21 protein-coding genes are annotated in these 20664 nt (G+C 60.6%); 20 read left to right on the forward strand and 1 reads right to left on the reverse strand.

The features are described from left to right. Positions 1 to 41: 41 nt before the first annotated feature. The 12 genes from SK1NUM_RS01340 to SK1NUM_RS01395 all read left to right on the forward strand — a co-directional run bounded on the left by SK1NUM_RS01340 (position 42) and on the right by SK1NUM_RS01395 (position 11425). Entirely contained in the window at positions 42 to 1403 is a 1362-nt protein-coding gene (locus SK1NUM_RS01340) for a hypothetical protein (RefSeq protein ID WP_212324361.1), read from the forward strand. Further along, positions 1352 to 2041 carry an ABC transporter ATP-binding protein gene (locus SK1NUM_RS01345; protein WP_212324363.1) on the forward strand — a complete coding sequence of 230 codons (690 nt, stop codon included), beginning with the start codon at positions 1352 to 1354 and terminating at the stop codon, positions 2039 to 2041. Before SK1NUM_RS01340 ends, SK1NUM_RS01345 begins: the two co-directional genes overlap by 52 nt. Next, positions 2034 to 2921: an ABC transporter ATP-binding protein gene (locus tag SK1NUM_RS01350; protein WP_212324365.1), complete on the forward strand. Its 888-nt coding sequence runs from the start codon at positions 2034 to 2036 to the stop codon at positions 2919 to 2921. The genes SK1NUM_RS01345 and SK1NUM_RS01350 overlap by 8 nt, the downstream gene beginning before the upstream one ends. Next, the gene (locus tag SK1NUM_RS01355) at positions 2914 to 3426 is read left to right on the forward strand and encodes a hypothetical protein (RefSeq protein WP_212324373.1); all 513 of its coding nucleotides are present in this window, start codon (positions 2914 to 2916) and stop codon (positions 3424 to 3426) included. The genes SK1NUM_RS01350 and SK1NUM_RS01355 overlap by 8 nt, the downstream gene beginning before the upstream one ends. Before the next feature lie 98 nt (positions 3427 to 3524). Beyond that, entirely contained in the window at positions 3525 to 4286 is a 762-nt protein-coding gene (locus SK1NUM_RS01360; RefSeq protein WP_212324267.1) for a transposase family protein, read from the forward strand. A gap of 16 nt (positions 4287 to 4302) precedes the next feature. Further along, positions 4303 to 4656, forward strand: coding sequence for a hypothetical protein (locus SK1NUM_RS01365; protein WP_212324375.1), 354 nt, complete (start codon positions 4303 to 4305; stop codon positions 4654 to 4656). A gap of 797 nt (positions 4657 to 5453) precedes the next feature. Beyond that, positions 5454 to 7868: an FtsX-like permease family protein gene (locus SK1NUM_RS01370; protein ID WP_223927715.1), complete on the forward strand. Its 2415-nt coding sequence runs from the start codon at positions 5454 to 5456 to the stop codon at positions 7866 to 7868. A 9-nt stretch (positions 7869 to 7877) separates the two neighbouring features. Next, positions 7878 to 8645, forward strand: a complete 768-nt coding sequence (locus tag SK1NUM_RS01375; protein WP_212324377.1) for an ABC transporter ATP-binding protein — start codon at positions 7878 to 7880, stop codon at positions 8643 to 8645. A gap of 146 nt (positions 8646 to 8791) precedes the next feature. Then, on the forward strand, positions 8792 to 9154 hold the full coding sequence (locus SK1NUM_RS01380; protein WP_212324379.1) for a hypothetical protein: 363 nt from the start codon (positions 8792 to 8794) through the stop codon (positions 9152 to 9154). A 131-nt stretch (positions 9155 to 9285) separates the two neighbouring features. Continuing rightward, entirely contained in the window at positions 9286 to 10083 is a 798-nt protein-coding gene (locus SK1NUM_RS01385; RefSeq protein ID WP_212324381.1) for a class I SAM-dependent methyltransferase, read from the forward strand. Positions 10084 to 10495: 412 nt separating this feature from the next. After that, a complete protein-coding gene (locus SK1NUM_RS01390; RefSeq protein WP_212324383.1) occupies positions 10496 to 10693 on the forward strand; it encodes a hypothetical protein in 198 nt (65 codons plus the stop codon). A gap of 75 nt (positions 10694 to 10768) precedes the next feature. Then, positions 10769 to 11425 (forward strand): hypothetical protein, encoded by a 657-nt coding sequence (locus SK1NUM_RS01395; protein WP_212324385.1) that lies wholly within the window; start codon positions 10769 to 10771, stop codon positions 11423 to 11425. Between the two features lie 58 nt (positions 11426 to 11483). Here the strand turns inward: SK1NUM_RS01395 and SK1NUM_RS01400 are convergent, their stop codons facing one another. Continuing rightward, positions 11484 to 11708 (reverse strand): hypothetical protein, encoded by a 225-nt coding sequence (locus tag SK1NUM_RS01400; protein ID WP_212324387.1) that lies wholly within the window; start codon positions 11706 to 11708, stop codon positions 11484 to 11486. A 50-nt stretch (positions 11709 to 11758) separates the two neighbouring features. Between SK1NUM_RS01400 and SK1NUM_RS01405 the strand changes: the two genes are divergently transcribed. The 8 genes from SK1NUM_RS01405 to SK1NUM_RS01440 all read left to right on the forward strand — a co-directional run bounded on the left by SK1NUM_RS01405 (position 11759) and on the right by SK1NUM_RS01440 (position 20649). Beyond that, complete coding sequence (locus SK1NUM_RS01405) at positions 11759 to 12061, forward strand: hypothetical protein (RefSeq protein WP_212324389.1); 303 nt, start codon at positions 11759 to 11761, stop codon at positions 12059 to 12061. A 268-nt stretch (positions 12062 to 12329) separates the two neighbouring features. After that, positions 12330 to 13055 (forward strand): hypothetical protein, encoded by a 726-nt coding sequence (locus SK1NUM_RS01410; protein ID WP_212324390.1) that lies wholly within the window; start codon positions 12330 to 12332, stop codon positions 13053 to 13055. Between the two features lie 721 nt (positions 13056 to 13776). After that, on the forward strand, positions 13777 to 15003 hold the full coding sequence (locus SK1NUM_RS01415; RefSeq protein WP_212324392.1) for an ABC transporter substrate-binding protein: 1227 nt from the start codon (positions 13777 to 13779) through the stop codon (positions 15001 to 15003). A gap of 4 nt (positions 15004 to 15007) precedes the next feature. Then, the gene (locus SK1NUM_RS01420; RefSeq protein ID WP_212324394.1) at positions 15008 to 15940 is read left to right on the forward strand and encodes a carbohydrate ABC transporter permease; all 933 of its coding nucleotides are present in this window, start codon (positions 15008 to 15010) and stop codon (positions 15938 to 15940) included. Next, on the forward strand, positions 15930 to 16772 hold the full coding sequence (locus tag SK1NUM_RS01425) for a carbohydrate ABC transporter permease (protein ID WP_212324396.1): 843 nt from the start codon (positions 15930 to 15932) through the stop codon (positions 16770 to 16772). The genes SK1NUM_RS01420 and SK1NUM_RS01425 overlap by 11 nt, the downstream gene beginning before the upstream one ends. Beyond that, positions 16762 to 18063 (forward strand): alpha-L-fucosidase, encoded by a 1302-nt coding sequence (locus SK1NUM_RS01430; RefSeq protein WP_212324398.1) that lies wholly within the window; start codon positions 16762 to 16764, stop codon positions 18061 to 18063. Before SK1NUM_RS01425 ends, SK1NUM_RS01430 begins: the two co-directional genes overlap by 11 nt. Before the next feature lie 709 nt (positions 18064 to 18772). Then, complete coding sequence (locus SK1NUM_RS01435) at positions 18773 to 19648, forward strand: glycosyltransferase family 2 protein (protein ID WP_212324400.1); 876 nt, start codon at positions 18773 to 18775, stop codon at positions 19646 to 19648. A gap of 14 nt (positions 19649 to 19662) precedes the next feature. Continuing rightward, a complete protein-coding gene (locus SK1NUM_RS01440; protein WP_212324402.1) occupies positions 19663 to 20649 on the forward strand; it encodes a glycosyltransferase family 2 protein in 987 nt (328 codons plus the stop codon). Positions 20650 to 20664 lie beyond the last annotated feature (15 nt).

Consider the following 20664-nt stretch of genomic DNA (forward strand, 5'->3'; position numbering starts at 1 on the left):
TATCTCCGCGCATGGTTGTAATACTCATAGGAAGCCTAACGGTGGGCGTTGCTCTTTCAGTTGTGGCGGCTATCAGGGCTTGGGGAAATGCAGCACTACTCAACTTGCGTGAGATCTCTGGGTTCTTCGATGCTGGACAAAGCGGATTATCGAATTCTACCCATGGTGTCTTGCTGGCTGGGTTACCTGCCATTGTAATGACATTGTTTGCGCTCGCAGATTCTGCTGGGCTAGGGGCGCAGGGCTCGGAACTGCTATTTTCTGATCGACAAATCTGGCAATCGATGGCGCTAGAAGCTAGACATGTGGGGTTCACCCATGAAGTACTACCCCGATTGCCCTTTATTGTACTCACTGGGACACCGCTTATTACAACTTCTACCCTTGTGGCTTTGTATCCTGCTGAACGGAATTTAGCTTTGGTATTGATTGCTACATGGATTGGAGCAGAATTGCTTCGCATAGGTGTCCGCGTCCGCCACTTCCGGTTCGCCTCCCAGAAAGAGCACGGGTTATCTAAAATAATTACGGTAATCTTATTTAATGCCTTAGCTGGAATCGCGCTTGGCGGCATTCTTGGGTCTATTGTTAGAGGTAGCCAAAGTTCATCTCAGGATGTAGTCACCTGGCTTTCGGCTGCCGCTGCCTCGTGGAGTCCTTGGAACTGGATCCCTGCAATCGGTCTTGCTTTTCTCGGGATCTGGATTTTGATTCCTTCGTTCAGAGCTGGCGGTGGTTTCACCATAGAAGCGCGTAAGGCAGAAGTATCCATAGCAAGGGAAAGCACATTGACTGGGTTTCTTTTCCCTATCGCAAGCCCTAAGTATTTGAGAGACACTTGGGCGTCGCCCGATGTTAGATGGACTATTTTTTCTGTATCCTTGTTGGGGGCAGCGAAATTTGATCTGACCGATGTATCGCGCCAAATCCTGGTTTATATCTTCTTCTCAGCCTTAATGGCCTTCTCTGCCATTCGTTTGGTCTCAATTGGGCCAGCAGGGATGCTCGACCGCCTGCGTCATCATTTCGAGATGGGGGCCTCCCCTAAAATACTTGCCTTAAGAGTAGGTTTTGTTACCATAGCATCTGCACTACCTTTTATTATTGCTGTTGCCATGCTATTTGTCATTCTTGGATATCCTATGATGCATTGCATTGGTCTCGCTCTTACTCCAGTCGTTGCAGTTCTGGCAGCTGCTTCCATCGTGGCGCGACGCGGGAGTTTGGCAGATAGTCGCTTGTTGATTTTGGCTTTTATACAGGCATTTTTCTGTGCAGTTGTTTATGCACTCTTTCTCTGGCAAACCGTGTTTGGGATGCTTGGTCTTCTCGTTATATTTGGAGTTTTTCTATGGGCCTGTTCCAGAAAGCAGAAGCTGGTATATCCGGGAGTTCGGCTATGACTATGGGGGCGGTGAATGTTGTTGGATTGTCGGCCGGATATTGGCGCGATCAACCTGTTTTTACAGATCTCAGTTTTCATATTGATGGACCGGGGTGGTTCAGATTGGATGGCGCTAATGGTTCTGGCAAGTCAACATTATTCGAGGTATTGGCTGGTTACCTAGTGCCTCTGGCGGGCAGTGTTAGTGTTAATGGACAGGAGGTTCGACCTGGACATCGTGTTGCAGGACTGAAACTTCAACGTAGTAGTCCTGCGCTTGTTCCTGGTGTGACAATCAGTGACCATCTGCATCTATATGGACGTAGATACGGATGCTCAACAGAATACTTGCGAGAGATTTCGCGCGAACTCGGTTTAGAAGAACATATTAATAAGCCTCCGGAGGCTCTGTCTACAGGTACTCGCCGAAAAGCCTGGTTTGTCTGCAATCTTGCGGCTACTGAGCCCGTCTGGGTGCTTGATGAGCCTTTTAATGGCATTGATGCAGAGACTACCAATAGGATGGGGGAACTTCTAAAGCAGCAGGCGTCGGATCGTCTTATATTGCTTACCTCTCATTCGCTTCCGTTGAACACCCAATTGATTGGTAACGAACCAATTGGTGCCTTCAGATTGCAAGGGATAAATTATGGATGACTCGTTCCTCCCGCTGGTTAAAGTTGATGCTCTTACTGTCGAAAGAGAAGGGCATATTGTGCTGGGTCATATCAATTTAATACTTGAAGGAGGTCATTCATACGGTTTAGTAGGCCCTAATGGGAGCGGGAAATCAACCTTGATGCATGTTATTGCTGATTTGATCCCGTATCAAGGAAAAGTACAGCGCCCTCAACAGGTTGCCTTACTGACTTCAAGTCAGGGGCATCATCAGCGTCGACGGCTCACTGATCATCTCTCCATCTTATCGCGCAGATCTGACATAGACGTAAAACGTCTACCTGGAATATTGCAAACGCTTCAGCTGGCACATTTGATCCATCATTCGCCGCGTACTATGTCGCTAGGGCAATATCGCGCTATAGGGCTTGTCGGAATCTTTGCTAGCAAGGCGCCAGTTCTATTACTTGATGAGCCTTTCTTAGCCCTGGATTCAGAACGTGTAGCAGGGCTGGAGTCATTGATTAATAGATCGGCTTCGGAGGGGAAGGTTGTGCTCATATCTTCTCATGAGTTTGACCCCTTAGCAAAGGTGATTGATTCTCTTATTGTGTTGCAGTCTGGGAATGTGAAATATTTTGGTGATTCGCATTCTTTTCTCGTTCGGTCTGGGCAAATTCAGGTTATCGTCGCGCCGATTGATTTGGAGAAATTTAGGTCTACTGTCGAGCGTGAATGGTCTCTGAACCTTGAGGTGGATGGTTCCGGTATGCTTCGGTTTCCCAATCGATCTATGGAAGAAATATTGCGGTTTTGTTTCCGCTGGAATCTTCCTATTAGGGGGATATGGGAATATGGTCCAGAACTGAGAGGAGCTCTGGCGGCAGCTGGAATACATAATGGGATAGTGTATGAATAATTTTTTAATCGCTTTTAGGCATGTCAGGGTAGAGGCTGATAAGATTTTCACGATTCGGCATAACTTCTGGCTGGCTAGTGTTTGCCTAGCCCTATCTGGTGTTTTGCCATGGGTTTTTATTGCAGGCTTTGAGATTCTCAAGGGTCAGGGCTTACCCTCTTCTCCCTTAGAGGTTTTATCCTTTGCTTCGGCAATGCAAATACCGGCAAACACGATGATGGTTCTATTGGGAATCCGGACCTGTCTTCCGGATTTGAACGATGGAACCATGGCCGCCGAATTTTCTGCGCTGGGAAGGAAGTCGGTGATATTTGCTAAGCTTCTGCTGGGGTTGGCTATGGTTCTCGTTACGGGTTTCTGGATTACTCTATCGACTCTGTTTGCTTGGCTAGTTTTAGGTGGTGGAACTGTTACTGTTCTTCAAGAAGAGGGGCTTGCTGTTTACTGGTTTTCTTCTTATTTTATCCAAATTGCGAGGCTTAGTCAGAATCGGTGGCTGCAATAGTTAATTGACGTGTTGTGCGTGTCGGTATGCGCGAGGAAGGCTCAACTTCCTGAATAATTGATAGTACCAACACAGTCAATCGAAAGTTGAGCCTTCCCATGTACTCTAGCACAGGTCTTAGCAGCGAACAGATCACCGACCTTGTCGCACGCATCCATGACCTCCGCGAGGCACCAGCCTCCCGAGCAGGACGGAAACCCACACTAGGACTGTACAAGTGTGTTGTTGTGGCCTTGATCTATCTGCGATCCAACCGCACACAAGCATCGATTGCCGACCAGTTCCACGTCTCCCAGAAAACGATCTCTCGAACCATCGCATCCTGGATGCCCATCCTGGGACAGGCCCTGCAGGACTGCACCCCCACGGTCGACGACCTTGATGTCAGCGAACCACTCATCGTCGATGGCACCCTACTGCCGACCTGGTCATGGCGCACCATGCCAGAACTGTACTCCGGCAAACACAAAACCACCGGCGTCAACGTCCAGGTTGCATGCGACCTGACAGGACGGCTCGCCTTCATCTCCGACCCGATGCCCGGCCGCACCCATGACGCACACGCACTCAAAGAAACCGGCCTACTCGACCACATCACCACCGGGCAACTCATCGGCGACAAAGGATACATCGGACTCGGCATGATCACCCCCATCCGAACCCAACCGAAACAACAACACACAGAAGAAGAAAAAAGGTTCAACAAGTCAGTAAACGCGATACGCTACATGATCGAACGAGTCATCGCCAACCTCAAAACCTGGAGAATTCTCCACACCGACTACCGCAGACCCTTCACAACATTCCCAGAAACAATCACCACAGTAGCCGCACTCGAATTCTACAGAAACACATTCTGACTAAGCCTCTGCGTCCTTGGGAATATATTTCGTTTTTGGTCTGGTTCTAGCTGCTTTGACCCGAAGTAGAAGTCTTGCTATAACTATTGCCTTGGGGAGTTTTTGGATATTTTTACCAGCGCTTGAGGGTGCTATGCGAGCAATTTTTGTTGGGCAAAGTGATTTTGTTTTCATGTTTCTGCCAATGAAAGCATCTCAAGTATTAGCTTCGAGTACTCCGGGCGGCAACTCTTTGGTGGTTGGATCGCCTGTGGCATCGGAGCTGCTTGTTTTGGTCTGTGTTCTTTGGATTGTGTTTGGTATTTTTGGCTGGGTCCGAATCATGATTACTCTGCCGATTTATCCATCGGATATACTCTCGGGGCGTTAGATGGATTTTCTGACTGGGGCTGACCTGAGTTTGTGAGCGCCTGGGATTGCGGTTCCTGCGGCGAGGCGGCTAGAACAGACGCATCACGACCTAACCTAATGGCCTCCAGCATCAGTCGGCTCCGGAAGGACTCACCCCAGGCTCAGGGCGGTTCAGGGCCTCTCATGATTCATATCGAGACTGATTTGTATGGTCCGAATCCGCCTGGTTCGAGTTGGTGGGATGTGCCGGTGTCGGAGGTTTCTCGTTTGGAGTCCACGCAGCAGGCTCGCCTCTGGTATGAGGGCAAGAAGGTCGATCAGCGTCACTATCTGCGCTGAGCTGACTCAGTCGCTCAATCCGCAGCAGGCCGCCCCACCAGAGGCGGCCCGCTTGTGGTCCTTCGCCCTGGTGATGCTCCTGCTGTGGGCGGTCCGCCATCGAGTTCCGCGACGACTCGTCCGAGGGAGCCGAGCGATGGACTTATCCGGGCATCTCGGGGCCGGGTCCTGGACAGGGCCTTGGGTGGTGGCGTGCGCGGGAGGGGCCGCGGGGCGGGGTTACGAAGGTGCACTGCCAAATCCATGCGGATGATGTCATTTCCGCACGAACGGCGTCGCCGGCGGTTACGATGATCGGGTAATCATCCTCGACGGTGAGACTTTCAGATCATGTTCGTAGTGCAGGAAACCCGGTGGATCGTCACGGTCCATGATCCGATGCCCTTCGACGGCTTCCCGGAAGTCGTGGAGAGGCGCTGAGATGCGCTCTGGTACTGCTGGAACCAGTGATCTGCGGCTGGTGGCCCGGAGGCACTGATGGTGTTCGGGGGCATGGGGATCCGGGACGAGATGGCGATGCGCTACGCCCTGGGCGATCTGCGCCGCAACAAGGGCGTCAACATCGCGCTGGCCGTCCTGATCCTGCTGAGCGCCTTCCTGATGGTCACCGGCGGCATGGTGATGGAACGGCTGGTCGGTTCGATGAACCAGCTTTTCGAGGCTGGTAAGCCACCCCATTTCCTGCAGATGCACGCGGGCGACTACTCGGCCGACTCGCTCGACCGGTTCGCTGGGCAGCATCCCGAGATCGCTGACCGCGTGGTCGTGCGCATGCTCGACTACGACTCCGCCGCGCTGACCTGGAGCAGGCCGTCGGCGGGGATCTCCGGGGACATGTCGGGCAGCCTCGTCGAGAACCTGTTCGTCACCCAGAACCCCAGATTCGACTTCCTCCTCGACGAGAACTCGCAGGTGGCCCATCCCGAGACGGGGACGGTGTACGTGCCGGTCGCCTACCAGCAGAGGTTCGGCCTCCAGGCCGGTGACGTTCTCGGCATCAGGACCACCGCGGGGGTGCGGTCGCTGCAGATCGCAGGATTCGTCCGCGACCCCCAGATGGCCTCCTCCATGTCGACGGCCACCCGGTTCCTGGTCTCGGATGCCGACTTCGCCGCCCTGAGCGAGGCGGGCGGTGGGAGCCCGGAGATCATCGCCGAGTACCGCCTGGCGGATCCCGGGCAGGCGCAGGCCTTCCAGACCGCCTACGCGGCGGATCCCGGCCTGCCGAAGAACGGGCCGGCGGTTACCTTCGTGATGATCCAGATGATCAACGCCATCAGCGATGGGATAGTCGCCGTCGTGCTGGTGCTCGCCAGCCTCCTGCTGATCGCGATCGCCCTGCTCAGCCTGCGGTTCGTGATCCGCGGCACGCTGGAGGACGAGGTGCACCAGATCGGGGCGATGAAGGCTATCGGCCTGCCCGACGCCACGATCTCGGGCCTGTTCCTGGTCAAATACCGGCTCATGACCGCCGTCTCCTGCCTGCTCGGCGGGGCAGCGGCCGTCGGGGCGACTTTCCTGCTGACCCAGACCATCCAGGTCAACTACGCGAGGGCGCCGATTGGTGGGATGTCGCTGGTGGTGCCGGTGGTCGCGCTGCTGGTGGTCTACGCCACCGTCATGGGCCTGTGCCGGGGGGTGCTGCGCGGGGTGGGACGGGCCCAGGTGGTCAACGCGCTCGTCCACGGCAGCATGCTCGGCGACACGGCGATGGTGCGGCGGTCCCGGAAACTGGCCCGCCGGGCTCACCGCGTCTCACTGGATCGTCTCAAGGGCCGCGGCATGAACTGGTGGCTGGTCCTCCTCGACCTGCGGACGCAGGCCGCCTCATGGGTGCTGATCCCGGTCGTGTTCTTCCTGGCTACCGTCCAGGTCACGCTGCCGCTGAACCTGCTGACCACCTTCGAGAGCCCCCAGTTCATCACCTACCTGGGTGCCCCCGAATACGATCTGCGCATCGACGTGAAGGGCGAGAACGCCGACGCGGAACGTGAGGCGATGCTGGCCGCCATGAGCGAGGACTCCCGGCTGCGGGACGGGATCGTCTACGCGAACGTCATCCGGCAGGTCCAGGGCCCCGACGGGTGGGAGACGATGCGGCTGGAGGCCGGCGACTACTCGGGCTCCACCGTCGAGTTCCTGGAGGGCACCGGCCCGCGGAGCGGGGAGGTCGCCTTGTCGGTGCTGAACGCCCGCAAGCTCGGGGTCAGGCCTGGCCAGCCCATCTCAATGCAGGCCGACGGGCAGCCCGTGACCCTGACGGTCAGTGGCGTCTATCAGGACGCAACCAGCGGCGGATACACCGCGAAACTGGGTGGCAAGGTCACCTCTGGGGCCGTCAGCTACATCTTCTACGCCGACGTCGGGCCAGGCGTGGACGTCGATGCCGTCGCCTCCGACTATGCGCAGCGATTCCCCAGCAGCACCGTGTTCCCGATGGCCCGGTACGCGTCGCAGACCCTCTCCTATGTGACCGGGGCGCTGCGCGGGGCGGCGCTGGTCTCGTGCGTGATGGGGATCGGCGTCGCGACGCTGATCACGGTGCTTTTCCTGCGCCTGCGACTGACCCGCGACCGCCGCCAGCACGGGGTGCTGTCGGCGCTGGGCTTCTCCGGGCGGGAGCTCGCGGCACAGCTGCTGTCCAAGACCCTGCTGTGCGTCGTGGCCGGTGCTCTTGCGGGGGTGTTGTTCACCGTGACGGCAGGTGAGCGCCTGGCCGGGGCAGCCATCTCGGCGGCGGGCATGGGGATCACGCAGCTGGCGTTCGTGCCCAGCCCTCTCGTCTGGGTGCTGTGCCCGCTGGTGCTGGTCGCCTGCGGCGGCCTCGTCGCCCTCCTGATGTCCCGTGTCCTGCTCCGCGCCGACAAGAGCTCCTGGCTCGCCCGGCAGTGAAAGGAATCCATGCGGCGCTATGAAGTGATGCTTGAATGCCACGGTCTCACCAAGACCTACGAGTCGGCAGACCCACCGGTCCAGGTTCTCGACGGCATCGACCTGGAGGTGCGCTCCGGGGAGTTCCTCGTCGTCATGGGGGCCTCCGGGTCCGGGAAGTCGACGCTGCTGTACAGCCTCTCCGGCATGGACCGGCCGACCGGCGGGCAGGTGCTGCTCAGCGGCCAGGACCTGACCGGGCTGAGCAACTCCGAGATGAGCCACCTGCGGCTGACCACGATGGGGTTCGTGTTCCAGCAGGCCTATCTGCTGCCGAACCTGTCGCTCCGGGACAACATCCTGCTGCCGGTGCTGAAGGCCTTCCCCGAGTCCCGCGACGCCGCGAGGAAGCGCGTCGACCAGCTGATGGAGCGCTTCGACATCGAGCACGTGGCCACACACGGCGTCACCGAGGTCTCCGGTGGGCAACTGCAGCGTGCCGCGCTGTGCCGGGCCATCGCGACCGAGCCGAAGATCCTGTTCGCCGACGAGCCGACAGGTGCGCTCAACAGCACGGTCACGCGAGAGGTGATGAAAGCCCTCAACGACATCAATGTGGAGGGGACCACCATCGTCATGGTCACCCACGACCCCGCCTGCGCAGTCCTCGCGGACCGGGTCGTCTACCTGCGCGACGGAGCCCTGGCCGGCGAGCACAACCTGGGGGCCTGGGACAGTGAGGACACCGGGAGACGCCAGGAGGACCTGCAGAACTGGCTGAAGGGTCTGGGATTCTGATCCCGGACCGCATCCGCGCGTGTCAGTTTTTCGGATGACCCCTGGCCGGGTTCCGTGTCTTGCCGTCGCCACCTGGTTAGGCTGGTTACAGGGGAACAGATCCATAAGCGCGCTTCAGGTGAGTTGTAGGCGCGTAGACGGAGGTGATGATGGGTTTTCTCGACTGGTTGGGCAGGAAGCAACCACAGCCGCTTGATTACGCGACGGTCGACTCCGTCTTGAAGGCCGAGGCCCTGGCAGCGGAGGGGAAGCTGGCTCCCCTGTACCTGCTTCCGGTGCGTTTCGGCGGCCAGGAGCTACCCCTGAACCGGGTCTTCGTCCCCGCCGGCATCGTCGAGCGCAAGGACCTCTGCGACGAGAAGGTGGCCAGTCTCGTCTCGGAGCACCGGGCCGACGGCTACTCCTGCACGCCTGAATACCGCGATGGAAGCGTCATACCGTTCCGTCTGGAAGGCATGGCCACCGAGGAGGGAGTCCCGGTCTACTCGTGGAGCATCGATGTGTGGTGAGCGGCAGCCAGGCGCTGCGCCGGTGAGACAGAAGGCGCGCTGGGTGCGCGCGTCGGTGGTGATTCCGCGGTGCGGGATTGCTGAGCCTTGACACCTGTTCAGGTCCTCTGATGAGGGCCGATACTGGGTTCATGGAGAAAGTGACTCTCACCGGGGTGCCGGAGACGATGCTATTGACCCTGCATGCCCGTGCCCAGTACTCCCAGTCCCATCCGCACCTGCTGTCCGACCCGCAGGCCATCGACATGGTCGCGCGGCTCGACTACGACTTCTCCGCCGCCCGCTCCGACCGGGCCATGGCTGCCGGGACCGCGGCACGCACCCTGCTGTTTGACGATCTCGTCCGCGACTTCCTCGCCCAGCACCCCGGCGGCACGGTCGTCAACATCGCCTGCGGGCTGGACACCCGGTTCCATCGCGTCGACGACGGGCAGGTGCGGTGGTACGACCTCGATCTGCCATCGGTGATCGAACTCAGGGAGCGGTTGCTAGGGCGCATCGAGCGAGTCCAGATGATCGCCGCCTCCGCCATGGACCCCGGATGGCCGCAGCAGGTGGAGGCTACCGGCGAGGTGCTGGTCATCGTCGAGGGGCTGACCATGTACCTGACCGTCCAGGACCTGAGATCCCTGATGGGCCTGATCCACGACGCCTTCCCCGGGGCGACGGCGCTGGTCGAGGTCATGACCCCATTGTTCCAGCGTTTCGGGAGGGAGAAGTCGATAGCCGCGTCCGGGGCGCGATTCACCTACGGCTGCCGCAACGGCGCCGAGTTCTGCCGTACCGTCGCGCCCGGCTTCCGTCCAGAGCGCGACGTCCTCCTGTCCGAGGGAATGAGGCGGATCGACCCCCGGACCCGGTTCTTCACCTGGATCCCGTTGTTCCGGCTGATCGAGGAGAGGGTCCTGGTCCTGAGGGCTCTGCCGTAGGGACCGGCTGATTCGCCGCGGCCGGGCGGGTGCTGAGCCGTCCCTAGGCCACAGATAGCGCGAAGCACACCACCCCCGCGGCCGGGGGCCATCTTCGCCATTGCTGACCAGACATTCTGTCTGTCGGCTGCGTGTCGGCCATGTGGAGGTCCTAGAACCGCCCGATTGCTGCCGGGGCCGGTGAAATTAGTAGTCATACGGGATTCGATTTCGTCTGGGATTCGCTGCCCTTCGGGTAGATACATAAAGACTCGAATGTACCCTATTGTGGCAAGGCGGCGAGGGGGTAGCCTCGTGGTCAAAATAGTCCAACAAGTTCCCTCGCGATGTCGTGGTAGGGCATCTTGCTATTCGGACTTGCTTTGCGGCAGTCGTGTGGGGATCACTGAACTCTATGAAGAGGTGAAGAATAATGCCTGCTGTCAAGTTAAACAAGAATCGGCGCGCGGCACTTCTCCTGCTGTTCTGCGGGCTCGTGTGCTTGGCCTTGTCGTTCCTACCACTGTTCCAGGACCAGCGCGTGTGGTTCTTCCTGCTGCTGTTTGCCGCTCTAGTCGCAGCTTTAGTTGTGGAGATGCGAAGCTGCTCCCACAAGACCGGCCAAGATTAGCTGATGATCTGGTAGACCGTCTGGCGCAAAATGTCTAAAGCGTCTGCAGTCTCTTGTCGCGGAATCCTCGCGTCCATGCAGACCGGCACGGCTTCGCCCCTCTTGGCGGAGTCCTCGTCCGCCTTCCGACGTGACGCTGCTGCCTGCTCGCTGGCCTTCTTCGTGCCGCCAGCAGCTGAAGCGTGGGAGACTGCCCACATGCTTGAATGGGTTTCCACGATCTGCGCAGTTCTTTCCTTGCTTGGTGCCGGGTTTGCTTGGTACTGGTCGAATCTGTCGGCCAAGGCGAAACGAGAGGCCGAAGAAGCCAAGAGGAATGCCGAGGAGCAGACTCGTCTGGCGGAGCGACAAGCCGATGCCGCCGAGAGACAGGCGAAGGAATCTGCCGAGCAGGCTGTCGCGGCAAAGGGGCAGGTCTCTGAACTGTCTAGGCAAATCGCGGAACTCCGGGCGCTGCGAGCCACCCTTGAAGGGCCGCCGCTGGAGATCGTCGTAAGTCGCGGGGACCTCTGGCAGCTTATCAACAAGCGAGGAGAAGCCATGGCCATTGAAGAGATTGTCAATAGAGGCGACTTCTTCCGCCTTGACTTCAACACTCCGGCGACGCTTAGGCCGTATGGGGCCGTCGAGATGATGATCGTTGGGGCGATGGGGCGCCCCATACCGGCGTCGATGTTGCTGCGCATCGCTTCTTATCCTGAGCCCGTTGACGTTCGTATTCCCAGGGCTTGAGTCTCTGAAGCGCGAAGAAGCCATCCTTGATGGTCTCGCTGATGGCGAAGAACCAGGCTCAGGTCATATCATTCACCTTCTCCGCCACAAAGTAGTAGAAGACTCTTGGCGGCGTTGATACGCGGCCACTGAGTCGATGTAGAAGCTGCTGGATTCGTCCGGACTCCTGGGTACGGACTAGGTAGCCGTTGAGTTTGCCGGCATACCACAGGGTGGTGATCTTCTGCGGGCTGGTGCTGATAGCGACGTCAGCCTGGGTGGGGTGAGGGTCAGTGGTGTTCATTTCATACCCCCGGCGGTGATCATCAACGACAGGCCCGCTAAAATCGAGGTGTGGGCAAGAATGGTGACAGTGACGTGCATTCCGTTGCTAGCGACATCCAACGGTTGATGAATCGACTCGACAGGGATATCGAGGAGGCCGTCGCCTACTGGCATGGTGTTCGTGACACTTGGCCTGACAGCGAGGCCGATGACGCTGGCCGCTCCATCAAGGTCGCCAGTCGATATATCGAAACGCTTCTTAAGAGTGCCATGAGCGTCCACCAGGCCTCACGCAGTCTTGCGGAGATCACGAAGGTCATCTCTGAACGAATCGACTTTCTGGAAGAGAAGGTTGAGCGTCTTTCGAACTGACTGATCGTTGGTAATGCCTCACCTCGGGGCCTTGAGCGCGCTCTGCCAGACGGTTTCCAGTGCATCGGTGGTGGCGCAGCGCAGGTCCACGACGGCTGGCCACATGTTTCTGCTAAGCTCTTCGTGTCCAGCGGGGTGTTGAGGTTTAGCTGGACGCATTCGGCGATCTCGCGGATGTCGGCGACTTGGTCTTGCCCCAGCTCGCAAGCCGTTTCAGTGCAGATGGATGGGTTGCAAGGGAAGGGTCCTCTGGCGGGAGAATCAGAGAGTGGAAACAGAAGAGAATTTGGCCGCCTCTAGTGCAGAGCAGCTGGCACAGCTTATGGCGGCCTGGGCCGAACCCGTGGAATCCAGGAAGAACCTGCTTCAGATGCGAGGCGGGCGGCACTGGTGGGAGGCTCATATAGAAGCGGTCAACCTGATGGTCGATATGGAAGCACAGGTCGAGAAGCGCAAGGATCCGCGGTTGCAAAACTCCTGGAAAAGAATTGAGCCCCGTCTGTGGCGCTGTATCTTCGCAACTGAATATCGCATGAACGAGACCGGCATTAATTGGGTGGCCTTCGAAGAAGATACGCTCGTGATTCTCGACGCCATCGTTTCCGCGCTCACATATGGCAGGTGGAGAATCGTTGAGACCAGGGAATTTCTTGAGCTGCGCGACGAGCTAGAAGGCCTGAAGTCAGACATCAAAGATACCAACCTTAGCGATGAGGTCCGCGAGTATGTTCTCCATCTCCTAGCGCGCGTTGAAGAGGCGTTGGCTGAGGTCGCGGTCACTGGCACTGCCGACGTGCGAGCTTTGGCAGATCAGCTCATCGGCTCGGTTGGTCGGCTGTTCGTCTTCAAGGATGATGGCGAGGAATCGAAGAATTTCCGAAATCGACTGAAACGTCTTTCCGACCGCCTTGGCGGTTTCCTGAATAGTCCGTTGGTTGTCGCCATCGCTGGAGGCGTAGCGGGTAATTTCGTTGGGCAGATCACTGCTGGCTGACAGCAGCGCCATCGTTATTTACAGTGATAGGCAATCATCGACGATGATTCCATTTCCAACATCGTTTACGTTGAGCCTGACCTGAGCCAGATCATGGCCGCGCATGAAAAGGTACAGCACCTGTCGCGAACAGAGCTCCCGGCTAAGTAGCCGGGCGCAGACGTTCGGTTATGTACCCCACAGTGGCGCGGAGCAGCACTGGGCAGATGCCAAAGCCCACGAAGTGAAGGTGAGACGATTCTGGAGGTCCCTCGCATCAGATGGGGCGCTGTCTCAAGCGAACAAGGAGGCTTATTCACAGCCGCAGCTAACCTCCTCTGACAAGGAGTTTTACTGTTTATCAGCCACCCCATGAATAAGCCTCAAGATCTTCTATTTCTTTGGAGAGAGCCGGGTTGTCAGTCATCACATAGCCTCATCCCACAACCAGCGGCGGTATGGGTTCTGGTGCTGGGGGTTGTGTGGGATCGCGGCGTGGGGGTCGGACATCAGCCCGGCGCAGGGGAGTGAGGCTGGTGGGCGGTGTGGTCCTGCGAGTGGGTCGTCTCCCGCCCGCTGGGGCTGACGTCGCTGGATGGTGTGGACAGTCTGTCGACAAATTTGGTGACAAACTGTGGAAAGGGCCGTACAATCTCCGATGTTAACGCTAACCTCGGAGACTCGGACGAGACGCAGCCGCCTTCCGTTCCGGAGACCGACCGATTACGACAAGGGAGTTCGTATGAAGTACCGTCGTGCAGCAGCAGCGCTGCTGTGTGCTACCCTGGCCCTCGGGCTCGGGGCCTGTTCTGGGGGATCCAAGGACAAGAGCGCGCAGGCCGGCAAGATGTACACCTGGGTGTCCAACGAATCCGACCGCGCCCAGTGGGAGACCTTCGTCAAGGGCGTCCAGGAGTCCGACCCCAACTTCAAGCTCGACATCGAGGGGCCCAGCTTCCAGGACTACTGGACCAAGATCAAGACCCGAATGTCGTCCTCCGACGCGCCCTGCATCGTCACCACGCAGGCGGCCCGCGCCCAGGAGCTCGGCGACCTCCTCGCCCCGCTCGACGATCTCGCCAAGGAGGCAGGACTCGACCTGGCCAAGTACAACCAGGCCATGATGACCGGCATGACGGTGGACGGGAAGGTTCGGGCCATTCCCTACGACGCCGAGCCGATGGTGATGTTCTACAACAAGACCATGTTCGCCCAGGCCGGGCTGAAGGAACCCGGCACCGACTACACCTACGAACAGTTCCTCTCCGATGCCAAGGCCCTCACCAAGGACGGTGTCCAGGGCTTCGCCGTCGCGCCCGACATCAGCTACCCCTACCTGCCGTTCGCCTTCGCCAACGGCAACGTCCCCGTCAAGGACGGCAAGCTGAACATCACCGATCCGAACTTCGTCGCCGACATCCAGCAGACCTTCGACCTGGTCGGCAAGGAGGGCGTCGCGGCGGCCCCGAGTCCCGCGGACCCCACCGACGTCCCGATGCAGGGCTTCCAGGCCAAGAAGGTGGCCATGGTGATTGAGGGCCCGTGGTTCTACTCGACCATCCGCCAGGGCATGGAGGACGAGGTGGGCGTCGCCGTCGTGCCGTCGAAGAGTGGCAAGCCTGTCGGCATGATCCAGGGCTCCGGATTCGGCATCTCCGCCAAGTGCCCCGACAAGAAGGCTGCCTTCCAGAACATCATGAAGATGACGACCCCCGAGGTGGTGGCCTACGTCGGCAAGAACCGCGGCACCGTGCCGTCCATCGAGGCGTCGCTGTCCGGATGGGCCGAGGGCAAGCCCGCTCAGGACGCCGAGGTGATGAAGGCCCTGCTCGCTGACGGCCAGCCGCTGGTGACCACCCCCACCTGGAACCAGGTGGTGACCCAGTTCACCCAGTACTCGCCGGAGGGAACCCGCGGCAGCCGCACTGCCGAGGACATCCTGGGCACCATCGAGAAGTCAGTGAACTGAGCCGATGACGACGGTTACCCAGCCGTCGGCCCGGAGCGGGAAGGTGAAGAAGGCCGGCAAGCCCGGCGTCAACCAGCGGCTGCTGGCCTTCTTCCACCTCGCTCCCGGCATGAGCGGCTTCCTGATCTTCATCGTGGTGCCGCTGATCGCGTCCATCGTGATCAGCTTCCACGACTGGCCCCTCTACGGGGACCCCGAGTTCGTCGGGGCGGAGAACTACGTGCGCCTGCTGTCCGGCCAGGACCCGGCGTTCTACACGGTGCTTGGCAACACCCTGGTGTTCGCCATCGGTTACACCGCCGTGAACCTGGTGCTGTCGACGGGGATCGCGGTCTGGCTGCACTCGCTGCCCGACTGGGCCCCGTTCTTCCGGGTGCTGTTCTTCATCCCCGTGGTCACCCCGATGGTGGCCAACGCCCTCATCTGGCGGGTCATGCTCGACGACGGCGGCGTGGTCAACGGGATGCTCAAGACGATCGGCATCACCGGGCCGTCGTGGCTGGGGCACCCGGTCTGGGCGATGGTCTCGCTGATCCTGATGTCGCTGTGGCAGGCCATCGGCTACAACATCGTGGTGCTGGCCGCCGGCCTGAACAACATCAACCCGGCAGTCATGGAGGCCGCGAGGATCGACGGCACCACCGCGTGGAGCCGCTTCTGGAAAGTCACCTTCCCGATGCTCTCCCCGTCGCTGTTCTTCGCCTCCGTCATGACGGTGATCGGCGCCTTCAAGGTGTTCACCCAGCCGTTCATGCTCACCAAGGGCGGTCCGGGCGAGTCGACGAACACCCTGGTGCTGCACCTGTACCGCAGCGCCTTCTCCTACGACAAGCTGGGCCTGGCGTCGTCGCTGGCATGGGTGCTCTTCGTGCTGGTGATGCTGATGACGGCCCTGCAGTTCGTCGGTCAGAAGAGGTGGGTCAACTATGACTCCTGACAGGACGCAGCCCCGCCGCTGGGGCAAGGTGGTCTCCAAAACGCTGCTCGTGATCGTGGGCGTGGCGTTCGTCTCGCCCTTCGCGTGGATGCTGTTCTCCGCGCTGAAGCCGAGCAACCAGGTGCTGTCCACCGGCGCCGACCTGTTCGGGGACGAGGTGCGCTGGGACAACTTCGCGGAGGCCTTCACCTCCATCCCGTTCGTGCAGATCCTGATCAACACCTTCGGCTACGCGATCGTCGGGACGCTGATCACCGTGGTGGTCTCCGTGCTGAACGCCTACGCCTTCGCGCGCCTGGAGTTCCCAGGACGGTCGGCGTTGTTCTCGGTCTTCATCGCCACCCTGGTGCTGCCCATCGAGGTCCTCGTCATCCCTCTGTTCCTGGGGGCCGACGCCTTCGAGCTCGTGGACACCTACCCAGCGATCATCCTGCCGTTCGCCTTCGGGGCCTTCGGCACCTTCATGCTGCGGCAGTTCCTGCTCTCACTGCCCGGCGACTACGAGGAAGCCGCCCGTATTGACGGGGCAGGCCAGGTGAAGATCCTGTTCCACGTGATCATCCCGCTGCTGCGCGGTCCGATCGCCGTCGTGGCTGCCTTCGCCTTCATCGACTACTGGAACGCCTTCCTGTGGCCGCTGATCATCATCAACAGCACCGACAAGGCGCCGCTCCAGCTGGGCCTGTCCATGTTCTCGGGGGAGCGCGGCACGGACTGGGGACCGTTGATGGCCGCGTCCACGATCGCGGTGCTGGCCAGTCTCGTGATCGTCGTGGCAATGCAGAAACAACTCGCAAAGGGCCTGAACATAGGAGGATTCGGTGGCCGCTGACCTGCAGGATCAATTCGAGCGCGACGCCGGACGCTGGGCGGCGCTCAGCCGCCCGACCCCGGAGTGGTTCCGGCGCTCGAAGCTTGGCTTCTTCATCCACTGGGGACCCTATTCGGTCCCCGCCTGGGGTGAGCCCGTCGCCCAGCTGGGTGAGATCCCGCCGGTGGAGTGGTTCCGGCACAACTCCTACGCCGAGTGGTACTACAACACCATCCGGCTCGACGGCAGCCCCGCGCAGCTCCACCACCAGCAGATGCACGGCGGCTGCGACTACGACGACTTCCTGGACCAGTGGCAGGCCGAGAACTTCGACGCCGACGCCGCCGTCGCCGAGCTGGTGGCGGCCGGCGGGACGTATGTGATGGTCACCACCAAGCACCACGACGGGGTGTGTCTGTGGGATGCGCCCGGCACCGGCGACCGCAACACCGTCCACCGCGGTCCCAAGCGCGACCTGGTGGGTCAGTGGGCTGAGGCCGCCCGCCGCGCCGGGATCCGGTTCGGGGCCTACTATTCCGGCGGCCTGGACTGGCATGCCGCGCCGACGGTGCCGATCGGGCTGCGCGACAACTGGGAGCTGACCGAGCGTCCCCTCGGACAGGAGTACGCCTCCTACGCCGCAAGTCACCTGCGTGACCTGATCGCCCGCTACCGCCCCGACGTGCTGTGGAACGACATCAACTGGCCGGATGCCGGCAAGGACTTCGGCCCGGACGGCATCGGCACCGTGTTCGAGGAGTACTACGCCGCCCACCCCGAGGGCCTGGTCAACGACCGCTGGCAGGTGCCCCACCAGGACTATGCCACCAGCGAGTACAAGCACCTCCAGCGCTGCGAGGAGGCGGCGGTGTGGGAGCACTGCCGTGGGGTGGGGCTGTCGTTCGGCTACAACGCCGCCGAGGGTCCCGAGCATGCCATGACCCCGCTGGAGCTGATGAGGCATCTCGTCGACATCGTGTGGCGGGGCGGGCGGATGTTGCTGGGGGTCGGTCCGAAGGCCGACGGGACGCTGCCCGCATGGCAGTCCGAGATCCTCGCGGGGGTCGGGCGCTGGATGCGGGTGGCCGGCCAGCTGCTGCCCGACTTCGTCGCGGACGGCGAGCTGGAGGTCGAGGGGGCGTGGACGCGGCTGGGACGCTCCGGCGAACGCCGCCTGCTGTTCATCGACGCCGACCAGGTCGTCGCGGTGCCCGCTGGCACGCTCCTCACCCCCGACTGGGCCACCGTGGAAGACGGCCGCCTGCAGCTGGCCGCCGACCGTCCTGGCCCGGCCGTCCTGGAACTGCCCTGATGCAGCTGCGAGACCCAGAAGGCGCCCAGCCGGTCCGTCAGGGGCGGATGACCGGGCGTCCTCTGGGTAGGGGTGGAGAAAACCTGATTTTAAAATCAACTACAATCGCATTAAAAATATTTATGTGCGTCGTCTTTATAGACCTCATATAGCTTATGCTTTGTGGATTTGATATTACTTAGGAGCCTTGGCTCAAAGTTAGGTTCCCGAGTTGTTGAGTGTGGTCTCGCTAGGCCTGTAGGGCAGGATTCAGGCCGTCTGGGACGCGGCCCCAGGCAGGCTGGGAGAGCGGTCTCAGGCCATTTCCGCCGGAGCGATAAGGCCGATCTCGCAGGGCTCGGCTGACCCTCTCGGCCGGCGGCGGACGACGGATTCCGCGGATTCCCTGTCGTATCTTTAGCTATTTCATTGTCGTATTTTTGGCCAATTTTTCCCCAAGATGACCGTATTGGCCGCCCGTGTTGGCGTCGCCATTCCCGTCGTACAAGCTCTAACGTCGCCCGATGGCCCCCTATGTCACCGCTAACAATGCGTCATCCTTTCGGACTTTTTCCGCTCTGACTAGGGAATATGTGTGTTTGAGGGGGTGGTGCCGATACCCCTGTGGCGTACCACTGCCGCCCAGCGTCGCAGTCGTCTAGGGTCAGCTATGCGCGTTATTCGATCAACATGAACGCGCACTTCTTGATCCCAACGGAAAGGGGGCTACATGAGCGCTCGCTCAAGCAGTCCACGAGTATCTATCGTTATCCCGACGAAAGATGAGGCCAAGAACCTGGAGGTGCTGCTTCCAGATCTGCCTGACGTGTACGAAGTCGTGCTTGTGGACGCGGGTTCTACCGATGGCACGGTCGACGTTGCTCGTCGCCATCTGTCCAACGTGCGTGTCGTCGAGCAAACGCGTACGGGCAAGGGCAATGCCTTAGTCTGCGGGATGTATGCCGCCGCCGGGGATGTCATCGTCACGCTTGATGCCGATGGGTCAGCCGACCCCTGCGAGATCCCCGCGTTTGTCGACGCCCTAGTCGACGGGGCAGACTTCGCGAAAGGGTCGCGTTACATGTCGGGAGGAGGATCCGTCGACCTGACCCGCTTACGCGCAGCGGGCAACTGGAGCCTCAACTTTCTTAGCAACCTTAGTTTAGGCACGAAATTCACCGACCTCTGCTACGGCTACAACGCCTTCTGGTCCGACGTCCTGCCTGCCTTGAAGCTACCGGACCCGGACCAGCCCCAGCCCGCTGACGGCAGCTGTATCTGGGGTGACGGCTTTGAGATTGAGACCCTCCTGACAGTGCGTGTCGCACAGGCGGGCTTGGCGGTCACCGAGGTGCCCAGTTTTGAACTCGACCGCATCCATGGCGAGAGCAACCTGCGCACCTTCGCTGACGGGCAGCGGGTGCTGCGCACGATCGCGGCCGAGACGCTCCGCGGAGGCAGGGCCAAGCGCTCCCGTCTCGTCGCAGCTCCGGCGCGGCATCATGCGCCCACCTGCCGGCTGCGTTCACGTGACTGGGAACAGGCGGATGCCCCGGTGCACGATGCCCCGGTGCACCTGAACGGTGCCCGCTGGCAGGCGCGCTAGAGGTGGACCCTGCCATGTTGGACAGTGTCACCATCGTCGTGTGCGCCTACACCCTGGACCGCTGGGCGGACCTCAGCGACGGGGTGCGGGCGGCGACCCTGCAGCTCCGGGAGTCCGGGCGCGACGGCCGGGTTCTTGTCGTCATCGACCACAACGACGAGCTTCTCGCCAGGGCCGCCGGTGAGCTCGCCGGCCCGCTCGTGGACGTCGTGCCCAACACCCGCCGCCAGGGGCTGTCCGGGGCCAGGAACACGGCGATCGGTCTCGTGACGACGGGTGTGGTGGTGTTCCTCGACGACGACGCCACTCCTGAGCCGGGGTGGCTTGAGGCACTGCTTGCCCCGTTCGGCGACCAGGACGTACTCATCACGGGTGGCGCGGCCACCCCCCAGTGGCCCGACCACGCCGGCAGGCCCGTCTCGCTGCCCGCTGCCCCGTCAGGACGGGGTGAGCTGGACTGGGTGGTCGGCTGCACCTACGCGGGTCAGCCCACCACGGTGGCCCCCGTGCGCAACGTCATGGGCTGCAACATGGCGTTCAGGGCTGAGGTGTTCGGCACGGCGGGGCTGTTCGGCGAGGATCTCGGCCGGGTCGGCCGTGTGCCGTACGGCTGCGAGGAGACAGAGCTGTGTATCCGCGCAGCCCAGCAGCGTCCCTGGGCCAAGATCCTCTTCGAACCGCGTAGCCTGGTGCGTCACCACGTGAGTCGGGACCGGCTGACGTGGCGCTATCTGTGGCGCCGCTCGTACGCCGAGGGCATCTCGAAGGCGGCCGTCACCGAGCGCACCACCCGCCAGGCATCGCTGTCCACCGAGACGGCATACGCCACCCGGGTCCTGCCGCGTGGTGTCTTGCGTGAGCTCGGCTCGTTCCCGCGCACCCGGGCCCGCGGGCTGGGAGGCGCGTTCGCGATCGTCTCCGCGCTCGCGACGACCGGTTTCGGTTACATCGTCGGCCGCATCGCCATCCGGCGCGGCCGCAGATCCCAAGCCCAGAACTGATATGGAGGACCATCG

The sequence above is a fragment of the Arachnia rubra genome (genome assembly GCF_019973735.1).
In the GTDB taxonomy this organism is placed as follows: domain Bacteria; phylum Actinomycetota; class Actinomycetes; order Propionibacteriales; family Propionibacteriaceae; genus Arachnia; species Arachnia rubra.